General features: G+C 52.1%; 19 protein-coding genes. All 19 read right to left on the bottom strand.

What is annotated here, in order from left to right; genetic code table 11:
* Positions 1-14: 14 nt before the first annotated feature.
* The 19 genes from paaB to JZI27_RS04055 all read right to left on the bottom strand — a co-directional run bounded on the left by paaB (position 15) and on the right by JZI27_RS04055 (position 16,968).
* Positions 15-356, bottom strand: a complete 342-nt coding sequence (paaB, locus tag JZI27_RS04145; protein WP_122909930.1) for a 1,2-phenylacetyl-CoA epoxidase subunit PaaB — start codon at positions 354-356, stop codon at positions 15-17.
* A 9-nt stretch (positions 357-365) separates the two neighbouring features.
* Entirely contained in the window at positions 366-1,334 is a 969-nt protein-coding gene (paaA, locus tag JZI27_RS04140) for a 1,2-phenylacetyl-CoA epoxidase subunit PaaA (RefSeq protein WP_280206868.1), read from the bottom strand.
* A gap of 121 nt (positions 1,335-1,455) precedes the next feature.
* On the bottom strand, positions 1,456-2,280 hold the full coding sequence (locus JZI27_RS04135; protein ID WP_122909932.1) for a methyl-accepting chemotaxis protein: 825 nt from the start codon (positions 2,278-2,280) through the stop codon (positions 1,456-1,458).
* Positions 2,281-2,396: 116 nt separating this feature from the next.
* Positions 2,397-3,629 (bottom strand): ABC transporter substrate-binding protein, encoded by a 1,233-nt coding sequence (locus JZI27_RS04130; protein ID WP_122909933.1) that lies wholly within the window; start codon positions 3,627-3,629, stop codon positions 2,397-2,399.
* A gap of 35 nt (positions 3,630-3,664) precedes the next feature.
* Positions 3,665-4,408, bottom strand: coding sequence for an ABC transporter ATP-binding protein (locus JZI27_RS04125; protein WP_122910052.1), 744 nt, complete (start codon positions 4,406-4,408; stop codon positions 3,665-3,667).
* A gap of 8 nt (positions 4,409-4,416) precedes the next feature.
* A complete protein-coding gene (locus JZI27_RS04120; RefSeq protein ID WP_280206867.1) occupies positions 4,417-5,196 on the bottom strand; it encodes an ABC transporter ATP-binding protein in 780 nt (259 codons plus the stop codon).
* Complete coding sequence (locus JZI27_RS04115) at positions 5,193-6,221, bottom strand: branched-chain amino acid ABC transporter permease (RefSeq protein WP_280206866.1); 1,029 nt, start codon at positions 6,219-6,221, stop codon at positions 5,193-5,195. Before JZI27_RS04115 ends, JZI27_RS04120 begins: the two co-directional genes overlap by 4 nt.
* Positions 6,221-7,099, bottom strand: a complete 879-nt coding sequence (locus JZI27_RS04110; protein WP_280206865.1) for a branched-chain amino acid ABC transporter permease — start codon at positions 7,097-7,099, stop codon at positions 6,221-6,223. The genes JZI27_RS04115 and JZI27_RS04110 overlap by 1 nt, the downstream gene beginning before the upstream one ends.
* 136 nt (positions 7,100-7,235) lie before the next feature.
* Entirely contained in the window at positions 7,236-8,063 is an 828-nt protein-coding gene (gene paaX, locus JZI27_RS04105; protein ID WP_122909937.1) for a phenylacetic acid degradation operon negative regulatory protein PaaX, read from the bottom strand.
* A 164-nt stretch (positions 8,064-8,227) separates the two neighbouring features.
* Positions 8,228-8,650: a thioesterase family protein gene (locus tag JZI27_RS04100; RefSeq protein WP_251243337.1), complete on the bottom strand. Its 423-nt coding sequence runs from the start codon at positions 8,648-8,650 to the stop codon at positions 8,228-8,230.
* A 45-nt stretch (positions 8,651-8,695) separates the two neighbouring features.
* Complete coding sequence (locus JZI27_RS04095; protein ID WP_122909939.1) at positions 8,696-9,895, bottom strand: thiolase family protein; 1,200 nt, start codon at positions 9,893-9,895, stop codon at positions 8,696-8,698.
* 43 nt (positions 9,896-9,938) lie between these two features.
* Entirely contained in the window at positions 9,939-11,138 is a 1,200-nt protein-coding gene (locus JZI27_RS04090; RefSeq protein ID WP_122909940.1) for a thiolase family protein, read from the bottom strand.
* Complete coding sequence (locus tag JZI27_RS04085) at positions 11,135-11,890, bottom strand: 3-hydroxyacyl-CoA dehydrogenase family protein (protein ID WP_280206864.1); 756 nt, start codon at positions 11,888-11,890, stop codon at positions 11,135-11,137. Before JZI27_RS04085 ends, JZI27_RS04090 begins: the two co-directional genes overlap by 4 nt.
* Positions 11,877-12,731, bottom strand: coding sequence for a 3-hydroxyacyl-CoA dehydrogenase NAD-binding domain-containing protein (locus JZI27_RS04080; RefSeq protein WP_122909942.1), 855 nt, complete (start codon positions 12,729-12,731; stop codon positions 11,877-11,879). Before JZI27_RS04080 ends, JZI27_RS04085 begins: the two co-directional genes overlap by 14 nt.
* Positions 12,732-12,753: 22 nt before the next feature.
* Positions 12,754-13,530 (bottom strand): enoyl-CoA hydratase-related protein, encoded by a 777-nt coding sequence (locus JZI27_RS04075; protein WP_280206863.1) that lies wholly within the window; start codon positions 13,528-13,530, stop codon positions 12,754-12,756.
* Between the two features lie 9 nt (positions 13,531-13,539).
* Positions 13,540-14,313: an enoyl-CoA hydratase-related protein gene (locus JZI27_RS04070; RefSeq protein ID WP_280206862.1), complete on the bottom strand. Its 774-nt coding sequence runs from the start codon at positions 14,311-14,313 to the stop codon at positions 13,540-13,542.
* A 31-nt stretch (positions 14,314-14,344) separates the two neighbouring features.
* Positions 14,345-15,673: a phenylacetate--CoA ligase family protein gene (locus JZI27_RS04065; protein ID WP_280206861.1), complete on the bottom strand. Its 1,329-nt coding sequence runs from the start codon at positions 15,671-15,673 to the stop codon at positions 14,345-14,347.
* Positions 15,674-15,764: 91 nt separating this feature from the next.
* A complete protein-coding gene (locus JZI27_RS04060; RefSeq protein ID WP_280206860.1) occupies positions 15,765-16,550 on the bottom strand; it encodes an enoyl-CoA hydratase-related protein in 786 nt (261 codons plus the stop codon).
* A gap of 31 nt (positions 16,551-16,581) precedes the next feature.
* A complete protein-coding gene (locus JZI27_RS04055) occupies positions 16,582-16,968 on the bottom strand; it encodes a PaaI family thioesterase (RefSeq protein ID WP_251243406.1) in 387 nt (128 codons plus the stop codon).
* Positions 16,969-17,043 lie beyond the last annotated feature (75 nt).

Below are 17,043 nucleotides of genomic sequence, written 5' to 3'. Positions count from 1 at the left end.
TGCTTCCCTCCCGCTTAGCTGCCGCTCTTCGCTTGTTTTTGCTGATCTTCGTAACGTTCCTTGTGCTGGCGCCATCTCGACTGCAAATCTCCGTAGCCCTTGGTCTCCCGGTAGCTTTTGTTGTCGAGACGCTCCAGGAACGGGCGCTCTTCAGGGGTCAATCCAAAGATGTCATCCCGCTTGACAACCCAGAGATTAAAGCAGGGCTCGCGTCGCAAAAAGTTCTCGCGAGCCATCGTCAGGGCCACTTCCTTGTTCGGAGCCAACAGACTGAACTGATGGGCAAAGGATGCCGTGACGTTCTTTTGACTGAATACCTCGTATATGAAAAAGTCATTTCTGGTTTCTGTACTCATTTCATTCACCTACCCTGCTTGGCGGCCAAACGACATGATCGCGTCCCGCACCCATTTTGATTCTTCATAAGAAGTTTCGCGAAGATTCAGACGGTGGGCAGAGCGCGGACCATTTCCTTTGACGATCTGCTTGAATGCCTCCCAGTCTGGTTGTTGATACACCCATTTTTGATTCGCTTCGTCGAAGTGAATCGTGTCATCCGGCAAGGTAAATCCAAGATGGAAAATACGTGGTACGTACTTCGTCAAGAATGCTTGTCGCAGCTCTTCATTCGTCTGCGTCCGAATTTTGTAGCGCATATTGGCAGCTTGATTACTGGTGACGTTTCCATTTTCTGGCGGCCCGAAGAACATCAGCAGGGATGGCCACCAGCGAGTGATGGATTCCTGCAGCATTTGGCGCTGACCTTCTGTACCCTCTGCCAGATCGAGGACGATGCTCTCGCCATGCTGGGCGTGGAACTTCTCTTCTGCACAGATGCGATGCAAAGCCCGTGCATAGGGAGCGTAAGAGGAATCGAGCGACATCGTTTGTGTGATAATCGCGGCACCATCCACCAACCAGCCGATCACACCGGCATCAGCCCAGGTCGGAGCTTCCATGTGGAATACGTTGTGGAATTTCAATTTGCCCGTGAACAGATCGTCCATCAGATCTTCACGCGTCTTGCCCAGAGGGGCCATCAGGTCTTCCGCCACGCGGAGCAAGAGCTGACCGTGTCCCATCTCATCCTGTACTTTTGCCATGATCGCCAGCTTGCGGCGAAGCGTCGGCGCTTTCGGCACCCATTCCTTTTCTGGCAATGCACCCATGATCTCGCTGATGCCATGCATGGAAATCAACTTGATCAGTTGATTGCGGTAATCGTCCGGCATCCAGTCATCGGCTTCTATTTTTTCTCCCCGGTCGATGCGTGCTAAAAACACTTCCATTTTTTCATTCTCTGTCAGATCAGAACGTTCCATCTGTGTTTGCATGGAGCAATCCCTCCTTTTATATCATTTACACCATGATATTTTTATAATACGTTTTTGTAACGTTATAATAACATAACGTCATACGTTTTTGCAATACTGCGAACTTTAAAACCATTTACCATTATTCAGACCCTGAAAGAGCCGATGCTTTGCGCAGCTGATCCGCCATCTGGCGAAGCTCCTGCATGACAGCATCCAGCTCCTGAATTCGCGTAGACTGATGGAGGCTGTGATTCATCGTCTTTTCCATTTCTCTCGATACCATGCCAACCAGCCCATTCATTTCATCCAAGATCCGAAATATGTCTTTCGCCGACGTAGAGGTGGTATGGGACAGCTTTCTGATTTCCTCAGCCACTACCGAAAAGCCTCGACCTGCAGCTCCAGCCCGAGCCGCTTCCAGCACAGCATTCAAACCAAGCACATTGGACCGCGTAGAGATGTCGCGAATCAGCTGACTGATTTGTGAGGTTTCGGCAATCTTGCTCTCCATTTGCACAGCGGTATCGCTCAACGTATGACTGGCCTGGGCTAATTCTTCCGCTTCCCTCGCCAGGCTTTCCGTATGCTCAGCAATGCCCTCCAATGCTTCTGTCAAGCTCTCTGCAAGCCCGCGCAGACGATCCTCCTGATCGGTCGTCACGCCTGTAGACAGACATCCGACGACCTGACCGTTTTCAACGAGAGGATAACCGACTGCGATGTACGGGATACCGTAAATCTCCTTGCCAATTTTTCGAACCATTCTCTGATTCTCTGCTACGGCCGTTGCATTGATGCTGCCTGGACGGAGCATGTCCCCGACCTTGATTCCCAGGTTCAAGCCCTTCGTCGGGTAATACGCCAGGAACTTTTCTCTGTCAGTGACGCCTATCATACAATCAAACAAAAATGCCTTCTGCAGGATCGGGGCAACCATAAGAACGCTGTTGAGAATATGAGACATGACCATACCTCCTGAGTTCGTGACGAAAACGGCTATTCCCTTCGCACCCATTCGTTTGCGAAAAGAACAGCCATATCGGTTCCTTCCATTCCACTTCTGCTTACTTCATGCGCTTCTTACTTCAAAAGCTGGAATTTTCCATCCTTCACTTCAACCATGATCATGCTGTCTTCTGTCAAACCGTTGTGATCCTCGGCAGAGAATGTAAATTCACCTGTGACCCCAACATATTTCACCTTTTCCAGTACTTCTCCGAGCTTGGATGCATCGCCGCCCGCTTGCTTCAAGCCCTCTACGAGCAGGTTCAAGCCATCGTAGCCGTATCCGGCAAAGCCGTCTGGCTCAGACTTGTATGCTGCTTGATAGCCATCGACGAATTTTTTGATGATCGCTGCTTGCGGATCGTTCGCATCTACCTGATCAGGTACCAGCAATTTACCCGCTACCATCAGAACACCTTCACCGGCATCGCCAACCAGCTCCAGGAATTTGCTGTTAGCCGAACCGTGGCTGCTGATGATCGGAATGCCCAAATTCAACTGCTTTGCTTCTTTTACAATAGTCGCAGGGCCAGGGTTTGTACCAGCAACGATCAGCACCTGTGCGTCTGTACCCTTGATTTTGGTCAATTGGGAGCTCATCGACGGATCTTTGGTACCGTATTTCTCTTCCGCTACAATCGTAATGCCGTACTCTGGCGCATACTTCTGAATTTGCTGCGTCCAGCCGCTTCCGTATGGATTGCTGTCATTCAGCGTTGCGATTTTGGTGATGCCTTTTTCCTGCAAATATTTAAAGATGCGTTTGGTTCCATGAACATCCGTATGCGGCGTTTTGAAAATGCCCGCACGAACCGGGTTGGTTACTTGGTCAGCAGCTGCCATCGAGATCATCGGCAGATTCTCTGATGCGGCATACTCAGCCATTCCCAGGGAAGGACCGCTGCCGGAGGAGCCCAGAACCGCTACGATCTTGTCTTTGGATACCAGCTTTTTGATCGCTTTTACTGCTTCGGTATTATCGGACTTGTCGTCTTCAAAGACGATTTCGACCGGACGACCGTCTACGCCACCCGCGTCATTAATTTCTTTCAGGAGCAGCTCCACTGCTTGCTTTTCCGGTACACCCAATGGACTGTTGGCACCTGTCAAAGAAAAGATCGCTCCAACCTTGATCGGCTCCTTGCTTGCTGTTTCAGTAGCTGCAGGCTGGGACTGACCAGCTGCCTGGCCCCCTCCGGTGCTATTGCCTTCCGCCGCCGGCTTTGCTCCTCCACCACAGGCTGTCAGCAAGACGAGGGAAGCAACTGCCAATGGGTATAACCATTGTTTGAACTGGCGTTTTTTCATTGTAAAACCCCCTAATATATTTGTGGCTGTATAGGTCAAACCGCTTCGTGGGAATGTCCCAGATAAGCAGATTGCACACGTGGATCATGGCTGATTTGTTCAGATGTGCCTTCGAGCATGACCGTCCCGGTGCTGAGCACGTAGGCACGGTCCGAGATAGCCAGTGCGGCGCGAGCATTTTGCTCGACCAGCAGAACCGTTGTACCCCATTCCGATCGAATTTCCTGCACAATCGAAAGGATTTCCTTGGCGATCAGGGGAGCAAGTCCAAGCGAAGGCTCGTCCAGTAGCAAAAGTCTGGGGCGGGATAGCAACGCCCTGCCGATCGCCAGCATCTGCTGCTGTCCACCGGAGAGCGTCCCGCCGAGCTGCCATTTGCGTTCGGCTAGAATAGGAAAGCGCTGGTAAACAGTCTCGATCTCCTTGGCAATCTCCTTTTTGCTTGTCTTTGGCATTCGATGCGATGCTCCCAGCCAGAGGTTATCCTCTACGGTCAGTGTGGAAAAAATCTGTCTGCGCTCTGGTACATGCGCCATCCCGCGTCCCACCACCAGCTCGGCTGGCACACGCGTGATTTGCTCATCGCGAAACCAGATCTGTCCCTCCTTGGCGTCATGCAGCCCGCAAATACAGTTGAGCAGCGTGGTCTTGCCCGCACCATTCGATCCGAGCAAGGAGACGATCTCTCCTTCGTTGACCTGCAGATTGATGCCGTGCAGCACCTCTACAGGACCGTAACGCGCCACGATATTCTCTACTTTCAAGATCGCTTTTTCCATCACTCTTTTCACCCCCGGCCTTCCTCTTCTTCCGTTCCCAGATAAGCGGCGATCACTTTTGGATTCTCCTGGATTTCACGCGGTGTTCCCTCTGCGATTTTGGTACCTTGATCCAGTACGACGATGCGATCGGCAATCGCCATGATCATGTCCATATCGTGCTCGACCAAGAGGATCGCCGTGCCATTTGCGCGAATCTCCTGAAACATTTTGCTCATCTCCGCTGTCTCTGTATGATTCAAACCGGCAGCCGGCTCGTCCAGCAGCAACAAGGTGGGTTCTGTCACCATCGCACGGGCGATTTCCATCAGACGAAGCTTTCCATAAGGCAGGCTGCCTGCTTGGGAGAAAGCCAGTGAAGCAAGACCTACCTGCTCCAGCCATAGCTGCGCCTTCTCCTTCATCTGCTGTTCCTCTCTGCGGGCCCGCCCCAGGTTCATCCCGCAGGAAAACAGGCTCGATTGCGTCTTGGTATGCATGCCGACCATGACATTTTCCAGTACGGTCATATCGTCAAAGGTCTGCAGGTTCTGAAAAGTCCGCGTGATGCCCAGTCCTGCATATTCATAGCCAGGTACGGTTCCCATCCCTTTATTGTTGAAGCGAATCTCTCCTTCAGAAGGCGGGATGACGCCTGATACCATGTTGAGCACCGTGCTCTTGCCTGCACCGTTGGGACCGATCAAAGCCAGGATTTCTCCTTTATTGACCTGAAAATTGACTTGATTGACTGCGCGTACACCGCCAAAATCGCGTGAAAGGTTTTGTATTTCCAACAGAGCTGTCATGTTGTCGCCTTCCTTTCCACTCGCTGATCGGATTGAAGATTTGCCGCCTTGGCTTTCGCCTTCTTCGCTTGCGATTTTTCATAGAGAGCGCGGAGACGTGGAACCAGCCCTTCTGGCATGAACATCACGATCAGCACCAGAATTGTTCCAAAGACGATGGTATCGATATCTCCCTGGAGGCCCGGAATCACTTCACTCATCATGATCAAGCCCTCACTGATGAAATTGATCAGGACCGTTCCGACCAACGCACCCCAAATACTCGTCATACCGCCGATGACTACCATCGTCAGAAACTTGATCGATTCATGCAGTCCAAACGGCTGAGGGTCGAGAATCCCCATGTAGTGGGCGTACAGCCCTCCGGAAATCCCTGCGAACATCCCGCTGACGACGAAAGCGTTCAGCTTGAATTTGCGTACATCAATCCCCATCGAGGTTGCGGCAATCTCGCTTTTGTGAATGGCGCGAAAAGCGCGTCCGACCCGGGAGTGAAGCAGATTTAGCGAAAAGAGCAGGACACAAGTGACAACGCCCCAAATCAGGTAGTACATCGACAGCTCGCTATCACCAAAAAACGTGACTTTCGGGATGCTGATCATGCCATTGGCTCCACCAGTTACCGGCTCCCACTCTGTAATGCCGATCTGAACGATGTAGCCGAAAGCCAAAGTAGCCATCGCCAGATAATAGCCTTGCAAGCCGGCGATCGCCCTGCCAAGGATAAAGGCAAACAGTCCCGGTATGATTGCCGACGCCACCAGTCCAACAAACGGTGATAGACCGTATTTGGTCGTCAAAACAGCTGAGGTATAGGCACCGATGCCCCAAAACGCTGCTTGTCCCAGGGAGATTTGTCCCGCCAGCCCCATCACCAGGCAAAGTCCGATCGTCACGATGGCGTGGAGACCGATGATGATTCCTACCGAGCGGTAATATTCATCCGGCATCACGAACGGAAAGACAATCATCAAGATCAGATAAATCCCAAAGCTTTTGCCCCATTTATCGATTACCTGCTTCATCATAGCCCTCCTTTGCCAACGCTGCGTTCACCAAAAATGCCGGATGGCTTCACCAACAACATGCCGATCAATACGAGAAATGCGATCGCGTCCTTCATGCCTGAGCTGACATAGCCCGCTCCCAAGGATTCCACGATTCCGAGCAGAAAAGCCGCTACGGCTGCACCGAGAGGATTGCCCAGACCACCCAGAATGGCAGCGGAAAAGCCTTTGATCCCGAGCAATACACCGATGTCATACGAGGTGACGGAAAGTGGCGCGATGACAATTCCCGCGATTGCTCCTGTCGCACCACTGATGGCGAAGGCGAGCATGCTCATTTTCGCTGGACTGATTCCCATCAGGCGAGCTGCCATCGGATTGACGGAACATGCGTTGATCTTTTTGCCGAGGATTGTTCTCTCCATCAAATACCAGAGCAGGAAGAGGATGATGAGAACGGCAGCCAAAATCCAAAGGCTTTGCTGAGCTACCATGACTCCTCCAAACGAGATGGGTTCGTTGCTCGTGATCGGTGCCAACGCAAACGCGTCTTTTCCCCAAATCAAGCTGGCAACCCCGCGAACCAGGGTGGAAATCCCAATTGTCAAAATTATCAAACTTATTGGATTAGCTTTCTTCACATAGGCAATCACATACTTCTGCATCATGATACCGACCAAGGTGACGAGCAGGATCGCCAGTACGACAGCTATTACATACGGAACGTTCATTCCGATCATGGCAACCGCTACCATCCCGCCAAGCATCAAAAACTCCCCTTGCGCCAGGTTAATCACTTTGCTGACGTTGTAGATCGTGATAAACCCGACGGCTACAATGGCGTAAATGCCGCCACTGACCAATCCGTTCGCAACATACTGCAAAAATTCTGTCATAAACGTGCTGTACCCCCTTTTGTGTCTAAGTTCTAACAATTACCAGTTTAAACGCTTACATTTAAGAAAATGGGAGTTTTCGTGTCAACAGGTAAGACCTTAGCTTTCTAAGGCCTTACCTGTGTGTGACTGCCTCCTACTTGGATGGCGCTGCCTCATACACGGTCTCGAAGAATCGAATAGCCCCTGGATTCAATAATTGATAGTAATTCTGGAACAGCTCATCCGCTTCTTTGCCGAGCCAGAGCTCCGGCAACAATTCTTGCGGCAAATCCGGATCGATAAACAAAAACTTGCGGTACTGGTGAACCAGATTGGTTTTCTCGACGAAGCACAGACTGTCGGCCACCTCTTGGTTTTGACGGACCATTTCAGCCAGCTTTTCGTAATCCTTTTGATAGGTATCGATAAAGCCTTTGTATTTCTCATTGATCTCGTCGATATTCCAGCATTTTTGCACCAGCTGCTTCGATTCACTCCAGCCTTTGTGCTCGGCTGAGAAAATCTCTACATGCTCGGTAATTTCATACGCTTCCGTCAAGTCTTTTACGCGATCCTCCAAATGGTTGGGACTAATCCATGTACTGGTAGTCAGCATGCCGAACCCCATGTATCCCAGCTCCTTGCGAAGTTGATCGCGCAACGAGCGTCGCTCTTCCGGGATGTTGTAACTGACGATGCACCATTTTCCATCCCATTTGTCTGACTCTACCTTGTAGATCCGTTCACCCGCCTCTTCCAGATGTTTTTTCCCTCGCTCCGATAGCGAATAAAAGCTTCTATTCCCTACCTTTCGGGACACCAGCCATCCCTGGCGAAGCATCCTGGAGATCGCTGCGCGGACTGCAGGCTCGGACAATTCGAACTCGCCCATCAGCTTGGTCAGACTGCCAATCCAGATCTCACTTCCGTAATGACGGACATATTCACCATAAATGGTAAACAGCATAGATTGTGGCTTCACTTTATTCACCCCGTAGATCGATTCATACCTATTCGCTTCGCTGTGAAATTGTACCATATTCTTTGCAAGTACGTGAATCGACCCAGCGCATATGACGTAATAATCGTATTACGTAATAATAACGTCATTATATAAAATCATTTCATAATAGTCAATTTTTTCTGTCACATTTTCTTATTTTCTGTATCTACCTCTTCTTGTAGAGTCTGGAATTTGCGACTCATGTCGTGCTTGTTGAATATCACCTGGGTAAAAGTCCCTAATGCAACCGCATTGCGGGAAGTGTGCGCACTAACCTCGCACACCACCCGCTTCTCGGTCACTTCCACGCAGACTGCCCGAAAGGTTACCTCCTGACCGACTACGGCCGGACCGACATGCTTGATGTTCACGGCATACCCACAGCCTTCCTCGTGATCCTCCAGATACGGCAAAATCACCTGCCTGCCTGTCAGCTCCATATAGTAAATCACGCTAACCGTAGACATCACAGGATGCACCATCTGTCCTTCGAAGACAGGGAGCATATCCGGCGTCACGGTCACGGTTATTTCTGCTGCTGTGCCTGGTCGAAGTCCGCTTTCCAGGGTAGACTGCCTCCTTCGTGTGACCGCCTGCGATCAACACCGTTATTAGACACGCTCAATAATCGTCGCTATCCCCTGGCCCACGCCAATACACATGGCAGCTAGCCCGTAGCGAGCCTCTCTGCGCTCCATTTCATAGAGCAAGGTAGTCAGAATGCGCGCACCGCTGCATCCGAGGGGATGTCCCAACGCAATCGCCCCTCCGTTCACATTGACACGGTCGATATCTACACCTAATTCACGCACGCTGGCAACAGCCTGCGCGGCAAAGGCTTCATTAAACTCAAACAGATCGATTTCTTCGATGGAAAGCCCCGCCTGCTTTAACGCTTTTCGTGTTGCAGGTACGGGACCGATGCCCATCACGGAAGGATCGACGCCTGCTACAGCAGAAGCGACGATTCTTGCCCTTGGTTTCAGGCCCAGCCCAAGTGCTGTCGACTGTTCCATGATCAATAGCGCACTGGCTCCATCGTTCAAACCACTGGAATTGCCTGCGGTCACTGTACCACCCGCCTTGAAAGCGGGCTTCAGCTTTTGCAGCTGCTCCAGTGTAGTTTCAGGACGTGCATGCTCATCCCGTTCAAAGAGCGTCACTTCCCCCTTGCGACCGTGGAGTTCTACAGGAACCATCTCTGCTTCCCATTTTCCCTCTGCCAGGGCGCGCGCATAATTCTGCTGGCTGCGCAGTGCAAAGGCATCCTGGTCCTCGCGGCTGATCTGGTACTGCTCCGCTACCTTCTCCGCTGTCTCACCCAAGCTGATCGGCGGATACATCTCCACCATTTTTTCGTTGACCAACCGCCAGCCCAGGGTCGTGTCCACCAGTTGCTGGTTGCCGCGTTGAAAGGCTGTCCCCGGCTTCATCATCACCAGCGGAGAGCGTGTCATGCTCTCCGTCCCTCCGGCGATATAGACCTGTCCGGCACCTGCTTTGATGGCATGGGCGCTTTGATTGACAGCCTCCAGACCCGACCCGCACAAGCGGTTCACAGTAACTCCCGGAACATCTACGGGCACTCCGGCCAACAGAAGGGACATCCGTGCTACATTGCGGTTATCCTCTCCCGCCTGATTCGCACAGCCCATGATCACATCATCGATCTGCTGTGGATCTATCGGGTTGCGCTCCAGCAGCTTACGAATGACCAAAGCTCCCAGATCATCGGGACGCACGTCTTTTAGTGATCCGCCAATTCGTCCGATCGGTGTCCGTATGGCATCTACAATGACAGGTGTGTTCATCTCCAAACCCTCCCATGTGGCCTGTATGTCGGCCCTCTCATTTCTACAAGGCTTCTACCAATGTTGCTAGTCCTTGACCTCCGCCGATGCACAGGGAAACGATGCCATACCGCTGTTTGCGACGACGCAATTCATACAGAATCGTCCCCAATAGACGGGCTCCACTGCAGCCTAATGGGTGACCCAATGCGATTGCTCCTCCATTGACGTTGGTCTTTTCCGGTGACAGGCCCAGCTCTCGCATGCAGGCCAGTGACTGGGAAGCAAAGGCCTCGTTCAGCTCGAACAAATCGATCTGTTCGACTGTCATGTTCACTTCAGCCAGCAGTTTGCGAATCGCAGCGACAGGCCCGATTCCCATCACTCGCGGGTCCACACCTGCACAGATAAAGTGGACAATCCGTCCCAGCGGAGAAAGTCCGTTCTCTTTCAAGCTTTCTTCATTCATGAGCATCACCGCTGCCGCTCCGTCGTTGATGCCTGACGAATTGCCCGCTGTGACGCTTCCATTTTTGCGAAACGCCGGACGCAGCTTCGCGAGAGATTCGACACTGGAATCTCTGCGGGGGAATTCGTCTGTATCGAACAGCGTGACTTCCCCTTTTCTTCCGGTCAGTTCAACGGGGATGATCTCCTCGCGAAATCGTCCCGCATCGATGGCTTCGATGGCGCGTCGCTGACTCTGTGCCGCGAAATGATCCTGATCCTCTCTGGTGATGCCGAATTGCTCGGCCACGTTCTCAGCTGTATCGCCCATCGTCAATTCGCCATACAAAGCGACAGGAGCCGAACGAGGGCCGCCAAAGGATTCCATCAAGGTCTGAGCGCCGCGTTGGAAAGGCTGTTCAAACTTTTCCATGATGTAAGGGGAGCGCGTCAAATTCTCCACTCCGCCTGCCAGCATGACACGGCTATGACCTGCCTGAATGGATTGTGCAGCGAGGTTGATCGCTTCTAAACCTGATGCACAGACGCGGTTGACCGTCAGTCCCGGCACCGATTCCGGCATCCCTGCCTTCAACAGCCCGACACGCGCGATATTAATGAAGGGACCTGCCGAAATCACATTGCCCATGATCACACCATCGACGCTCTCACCCGGCAGTCCTGTCCGTTGCAGCGCCCCGTTCAACACATGGGCTGTGAGATCATCGATCGGCGTGTTTTTCAGGCTTCCGCCCAGTTTGCCGATCGGTGTACGGACTGCCGCTGCCACATAAACATCCGTATGTGCCTGCATCATGCTTCACGTCCTTTTTTTTGCTCGTAGCTGTAAAAGCCTTGCCCGCTCCTTACTCCATATCGCTTGGCTAAAACCAGCTTGCGCAGAAGCGGCGCAGTGCGATAGCGCTCCTCAGCCAGGTCGCGATGCAAACCGCGGGAGATCGCGTAGATTTCGTCCAAGCCGATCCGATCCGCCCACTCCAGCGGGCCATACGGATAGTTCGTGCCTTTTTTCATGGCGACATCGATGTCATGCGGGGTAGCTGCTTTTTCCATCAAGGCAAATGCCGCTTCGTTGATGATGAGCGTGAGAATCCGCGGAAAGACCAGTCCTACCTCGTCCTCGACCAGCTCGGTTTCCTTGCCTAGCGATTGAAAAAAGGACTCGGTCTTGCGGATCGTCGCCTCCTCTGTTTGCAGGGCAGGTGCGATCTCGATCAGCTGTCGTTCTGCCAGAGGTGCCAGTGTGCCAAACCCACAAATCCGCTCTGGATGAAGCGTCCAGGACGCTGCTTCCGTCGCCGTGATCGCCAAGGATGTCGTCACAATCGGTACATGAGGCGGAAGCAGACGATCCAGTGCCTGGAGCTGTTCTTCTTTCTCTTTCAGATCGAGGCTGTTTACTTCCACGGCCAGCTGCACTTCTTCAGGTGTTTTCAAAGCCTCACCCAAGGAAAGCACGCGGTACCCTTTTTCGTTGAGCAACTCGTATAGCTCCGCATACAGCGGGCTTTTTCCCACCAATGCCACTGCCTGATCAGTTGTAGTCATAAAAGCCTTCCCCCGTCTTTCTGCCCAGACTGCCGGCCTGTACCATCCGCTGCTGAATCCGGCTGGGCTTGAATCGTCCTTCCTGGAAGAAATCGTTGTACACCGATTGAGTGGTGGCGAAATTGATGTCAATTCCGATCATGTCCTGCAGCTCGAACGGTCCCATCTTGAATCCGCCGGCCAGCTTCATGATGCGATCAATCTTGGCCACATCGGCGACATGGTCACCATGAATGCGCAAAGCTTCATTATAGTAAGGACGCGCGATCCGATTGACGATAAAGCCAGGAGTATCTGTCACCCGAACGGGCACCTTTCCCAGCTCCTCGGCAAAGCGGTAAGCGGTCTGCATGTTTTCTTCGCTGGATTTTTTCCCCTGGATCACTTCTACTAAAGGCATGACAGGAGCAGGGTTGAAAAAATGAAACCCGAGAATGCGCTCGGGGTGAGGCAGTCCTCCTGCGATTTCTGTGATCGAAATCGAGGACGTATTGGTCAACAGCAGTGCATCACAGCGGCAAATCCGGGAAAGCTCACTGAAAATCGTTTTTTTCAAATCGAGACGCTCTGGTACAGCTTCGATGACGATGTCACAGGAAGCCAATCGTTCCATATCCGAGACGAAATCTACCTGACCCAGCGTCTGTTGCTTTTGTTCTTCGCTAATCTTGCCCTTCTCCACATCTCTGGACAAGGTGGATTGCAAGTAGCCATTTGCTTTTTCCAATACAGCCTGATTGGCATCCAGCAGCTTGACCTCATGTCCTTTTCTGGCGCAGACGAGGGCAATGCCTGCCCCCATCGTTCCGGCACCGATGACACCCACTGTTTTGGTATTCACTTGCCTTACCTCCCTTTTGCGCCTATCGTCCTGTGAATCGGGGGGCACGTTTTTCCATGAAGGCATTGACCCCTTCCTTGTAATCCGCAGTCTGGCCAGCGATCTCTTGTGCGTAAGCTTCGTATTCCAGCGTCTCTTCCAGTCCAAGCTCCAGACCTTTATACATCGTGCGCTTGATCAACCCAATGCCACGTGTAGGCAGGGCTGCCAGCTTGCGCGCATAGGCGAGTGATTCTTCCCAAAACTGCTCGGTTGGATAGACTTGATTGACCAAGCCCAGTCTCAACGCTTCCTCGGCAGGTACCTTTTCTCCCGTCATCGCCAGCTCCAGGGCCTTGCCCATCCCTACGATCCGAGGCAGATAGTAGCAGCCTCCGGAGTCAGGTACTAGACCGATATTGACAAAAGCATTCACCAGCGAGGCTTTGTCCGAAGCCAAACGGATGTCACAAGCGAGTGCTATACTCATCCCCGCTCCTGCAGCTACGCCATTGATTGCCGCAATGATCGGCTTTTCCGTCTTTTGAAACTGGAGAATCATCGGGTTGTAGCGGTTCCGCAAAAATCCGCCGAAATCCACATCCCCTCCCAACACATCCCCGAGGTCTTGCCCGGCATTGAAAGCACGTCCTGCACCCGTCAATAGGATGCAACGCACCTCTGGATCTTTCTGCGCCTGCTTCAGTGCATCGGTGATTTCCTTGTTCATCCGTTCGTTAAAGGCATTGAATTTGTCAGGTCGATTCATCGTCAGGATTGCGACGCCTTCCGAGACTTCATAGAGAATGGTTTCGTACATGGCAGCCTCCTATTTACCCGAAAAACGGGGTTTGCGTTTTTCCAAAAAGGCTTGCATGCCTTCTTTTCGATCCTCGCTTGCCATCAACAGGTAAAAGCCGTTGCGCTCGTAGTCCAACGCGTCTGCCAGTGGCAAATTATCCGCTTTATGCACACTTTTTTTGATCACCTGAACTGCGAGTGGGGCCTGCTCGGAAATCTGCTTGGCCAGCTTGAGTGCCTCCTGATAGTACGCCTCTACCGGAACAACCCGGTTGACCAATCCGTACCGATGCGCTTCCTTCGCAGATATCGGCTCTCCGGTCAACAGCATTTCCATTGCCTTGTTCAGGCCGACAGCGCGGGTCAGGCGTTGTGTTCCGCCTGCACCCGGCATGACTCCCAGCTTGATCTCCGGCTGTCCGATCACTGTGGTTTCTGAAGCGATGATCATGTCGCAGTTCATCATCAGCTCACAGCCCCCACCTAAAACAAATCCGCTAACTGCCCCGATAATCGGCTTGGAAATCAACGATATCCGATCCCACACGGCAAACTGGTCCCGCTTCAGGATTTCCATCGCAGACGCTTCCGCCATTTCGTTGATATCAGCACCAGCTGCAAAAGCCTTGTCATTGCCCGTCAGAACGATGACGCGAATCGCAGGGTCCTGATCCATTCGTTCCAGTTCGCTGACCAGCTCATTCATCAACTGAAGGTTCAATGCATTGAGAATCTTCGGTCGATTGAGGGTAATAATCCCGATGGAATCCACACAATCTGCCTTGATGTATTCGTAGGTCATCACTCGTTCACACCTTTCCCGTACCCACTGGCTAGATCGCTGCCTGGGTTTTGTTGCGGTTATCCACGATACGAATCGCTTTTCCTTCACTGCGCATCAGGGAGTTCGGAGGCAGAACGCGCAGGACTACGGTTACACCAAGCGTGTTTTTGATCATGTGGCAAATTTCTTTGACTAACGGCGAAAGAACCGCGCTGTCAGTTCCACCCATCTCATTTGCATATTCCTGCGTCAGCTCACAGTGCACTTCAAAACGATCCAGCGCGCCATCTCTCTCAATCACGACCTGATAATGCGGCGCCAGTTGATGGAAGGTAAGCAGCACAGATTCGATTTCGGTCGGGAATACATTGACACCGCGAATGATCAGCATGTCATCCACCCGTCCTTTGATCCGCGACATGCGCATGGTCATGCGTCCACACTTGCAAGGCTCTGGATTGAGGGATGCGATATCGCCAGTACGATAGCGAATGACCGGGAATGCTTCCTTCGTCAAAGAGGTGAAGACGAGCTCTCCTTCCGCTCCATATGGCAGCACTTCTCCAGTATTCGGCTCAATGATTTCAGCGTAGAAATGATCTTCTGCAATATGCAAGCCATTCTGAACCTCATGACATTCGATGGATACGCCTGGTCCCATGACCTCGCTCAGCCCGTAAATATCAACCGCTTTAATGTCCAGTGCTTCCTCCAGCTGCACACGCATCTCTTCGGACCAAGGCTCTGCTCCAAAGATGCCGTATTTGACACTGGTTTCGCGTGGATTGATTCCTTGTTTTTTCATTTCCTCGACGATATTCAACACGTACGAAGGCGTAGCTGCGATCCCTCTTGGCTGGAAGTCTTCGATCAGCGTAATTTGACGCGTCGTATTTCCCCCTGATACAGGCACCGCTACTGCTCCCATGTGCTCGATCCCGTTGTGCAGGCCGAGTCCACCTGTAAACAGACCATAGCCATAGGCGTTGTGAAAAATATCTCCGGGTTGACCACCCGCACAGCACAAGGCACGCGCGACGATCTCCGCCCAGTTCTCCAGGTCTTTTTTGGTGTAGCCTACGACTGTCGGCTTTCCTTTGGTACCCGACGAGCCATGGATGCGAGCCACCTCTTTCATATCCACCGCAAACAGATTAAAAGGATAATTTTCCCGTAAATCTGTTTTCTTCATGAAAGGCAGCTTCTGAATGTCCTCGATCGTTTGAATATCCTCAGGCTTGACTCCAGCTTCGTCCATTGCTTGTTTATGGAACGGCACCCGTTCATATACCCGTTTTACCGTCTCCTGCAGGCGCTTCAGCTGGAGCTCTGACATCTTATCCCTTGGCAGCGTTTCCATTTCCATGTTAAAAATCATCGACATTCTCCCCCATTCCGCTTTGTGCTCTTCTATCTTTCACTGCTTTTCTGGCACGCCGCCGAGCGTTTCATCTGCCAGAAAACATGGATTATTCACCTTTAAAAACAGGCTTTCGCTTTTCACGAAATGCTTCCAACGCTTCCAGCCGATCTTGAGTTGGAATGATGACCTCATAGCACATCGTCTCGATGTCCAATCCGGTTTGCAAATCCACACTCGCTCCACGGTCAATCGCCGCTTTAGCTTGGTAGACCGCCAACGGTGCATTGGCCAGAATTTCTCGGGCTAACCCGAATGCACGCGCTTCCAATTCGTCGTGATCAGCTGCAACTCCATTCAAAAATCCGAGCTCATACGCATCTTTGGCGCTAATGCGGCGTGCAGTCAGAATCAGCTCCTTGGCAAGGGAAGGTCCGATCAGGCGAGATAGTCGCTGTGTTCCTCCTGCTCCCGGGATGATCCCCAAGCTGACTTCTGTCAGCCCCATCTTGGCTTCTTCTACCGCAAAACGGAAATCACAGGCAAGCGCCAGCTCGAAGCCCCCACCAAATGCAAAGCCGTTGATCATGGCAATAGTAGGCTGCGGCAATCTTTCCAATGCCGTAAACACGTCCCTGATCTTGCGGACATTGCGCCGTACCTGCTGCTCTGTCAGCGTGCGGCGTTCCTTCAAGTCCGCCCCTGCACAAAAAGCACGTCCCTGCGCCCTGACGATGAGCACGCGGGTCTCTTTTTGATCCAGTCGCACCTGATCGAGCATTTCGCCCAATCGCTCCAGCGTGTCATAGTTTAAGGCATTCAGTTCGTCTGGACGGTTCAGTGTGATGATGCCAATGTGTCCGTCGCGTTCAAACTTCACGTTCTCCTGAATCATCCTGCTCCTCCTCCGTGAATCGACACGTTCGCTATTTGTTGTTTACCCTGGCGTAGGTCCCTGTCGCACAGGCCACCAGCTTGCCATCGCACGTAACACGCGCCTCCATGATGATCAGGCTTTTCCCTTTTTTCAGCACATGGGATTGTGCCTCCAAAAGCTCGCCACGTGCGGGATACAAATATTGAATCTTGCTCTCCACTGTCACGCACTGCTGTACACCATCGACGTGAGGAGCAGCTCCATGCCCCATCGCCACATCCGCCAATGTAGCCGTCACTCCGCCATGTACGACTCCCTCGATACTGTTGAACAGGTCAGGGCGTATCTTTAACGCTACCTTGCATCCTTCATCATCGCGATGCAGGACCTCAATACCCAGGTAGTGATTGAATCGATTTTTGATTTCCTCGGTCACTTGCATCGTCTCCATTCCCTATCCATTTTGAGCTTTAAACAGGGAAAGGAGCCCAAGCACGAGGCTTTCGGCATC

Origin of the sequence: Brevibacillus sp. AY1 (assembly GCF_029870785.1) — a bacterium.
GTDB classification, from domain to species: domain Bacteria; phylum Bacillota; class Bacilli; order Brevibacillales; family Brevibacillaceae; genus Brevibacillus; species Brevibacillus invocatus.
The sequence above is the reverse complement of the archived record's forward strand: the minus strand, read 5'-3'. Positions and strand labels throughout refer to the sequence as shown.

What these genes read in the sequence shown, in the direction of transcription:
- paaB (WP_122909930.1), bottom strand. Translation starts at nt 356, where the DNA reads ATGAGTACAGAAACCAGAAATGACTTTTTCATATACGAGGTATTCAGT.
- JZI27_RS04130 (WP_122909933.1), bottom strand. Translation starts at nt 3,629, where the DNA reads ATGAAAAAACGCCAGTTCAAACAATGGTTATACCCATTGGCAGTTGCT.
- JZI27_RS04075 (WP_280206863.1), bottom strand. Translation starts at nt 13,530, where the DNA reads ATGTACGAAACCATTCTCTATGAAGTCTCGGAAGGCGTCGCAATCCTG.
- JZI27_RS04060 (WP_280206860.1), bottom strand. Translation starts at nt 16,550, where the DNA reads ATGATTCAGGAGAACGTGAAGTTTGAACGCGACGGACACATTGGCATC.
- JZI27_RS04090 (WP_122909940.1), bottom strand. Translation starts at nt 11,138, where the DNA reads ATGATGCAGGCACATACGGATGTTTATGTGGCAGCGGCAGTCCGTACA.
- JZI27_RS04125 (WP_122910052.1), bottom strand. Translation starts at nt 4,408, where the DNA reads ATGGAAAAAGCGATCTTGAAAGTAGAGAATATCGTGGCGCGTTACGGT.
- JZI27_RS04095 (WP_122909939.1), bottom strand. Translation starts at nt 9,895, where the DNA reads ATGAACACACCTGTCATTGTAGATGCCATACGGACACCGATCGGACGA.
- JZI27_RS04115 (WP_280206866.1), bottom strand. Translation starts at nt 6,221, where the DNA reads ATGAAGCAGGTAATCGATAAATGGGGCAAAAGCTTTGGGATTTATCTG.
- paaA (WP_280206868.1), bottom strand. Translation starts at nt 1,334, where the DNA reads ATGCAAACACAGATGGAACGTTCTGATCTGACAGAGAATGAAAAAATG.
- JZI27_RS04065 (WP_280206861.1), bottom strand. Translation starts at nt 15,673, where the DNA reads ATGATTTTTAACATGGAAATGGAAACGCTGCCAAGGGATAAGATGTCA.
- JZI27_RS04070 (WP_280206862.1), bottom strand. Translation starts at nt 14,313, where the DNA reads ATGACCTACGAATACATCAAGGCAGATTGTGTGGATTCCATCGGGATT.
- JZI27_RS04135 (WP_122909932.1), bottom strand. Translation starts at nt 2,280, where the DNA reads ATGTCTCATATTCTCAACAGCGTTCTTATGGTTGCCCCGATCCTGCAG.
- JZI27_RS04110 (WP_280206865.1), bottom strand. Translation starts at nt 7,099, where the DNA reads ATGACAGAATTTTTGCAGTATGTTGCGAACGGATTGGTCAGTGGCGGC.
- JZI27_RS04120 (WP_280206867.1), bottom strand. Translation starts at nt 5,196, where the DNA reads ATGACAGCTCTGTTGGAAATACAAAACCTTTCACGCGATTTTGGCGGT.
- JZI27_RS04085 (WP_280206864.1), bottom strand. Translation starts at nt 11,890, where the DNA reads ATGACTACAACTGATCAGGCAGTGGCATTGGTGGGAAAAAGCCCGCTG.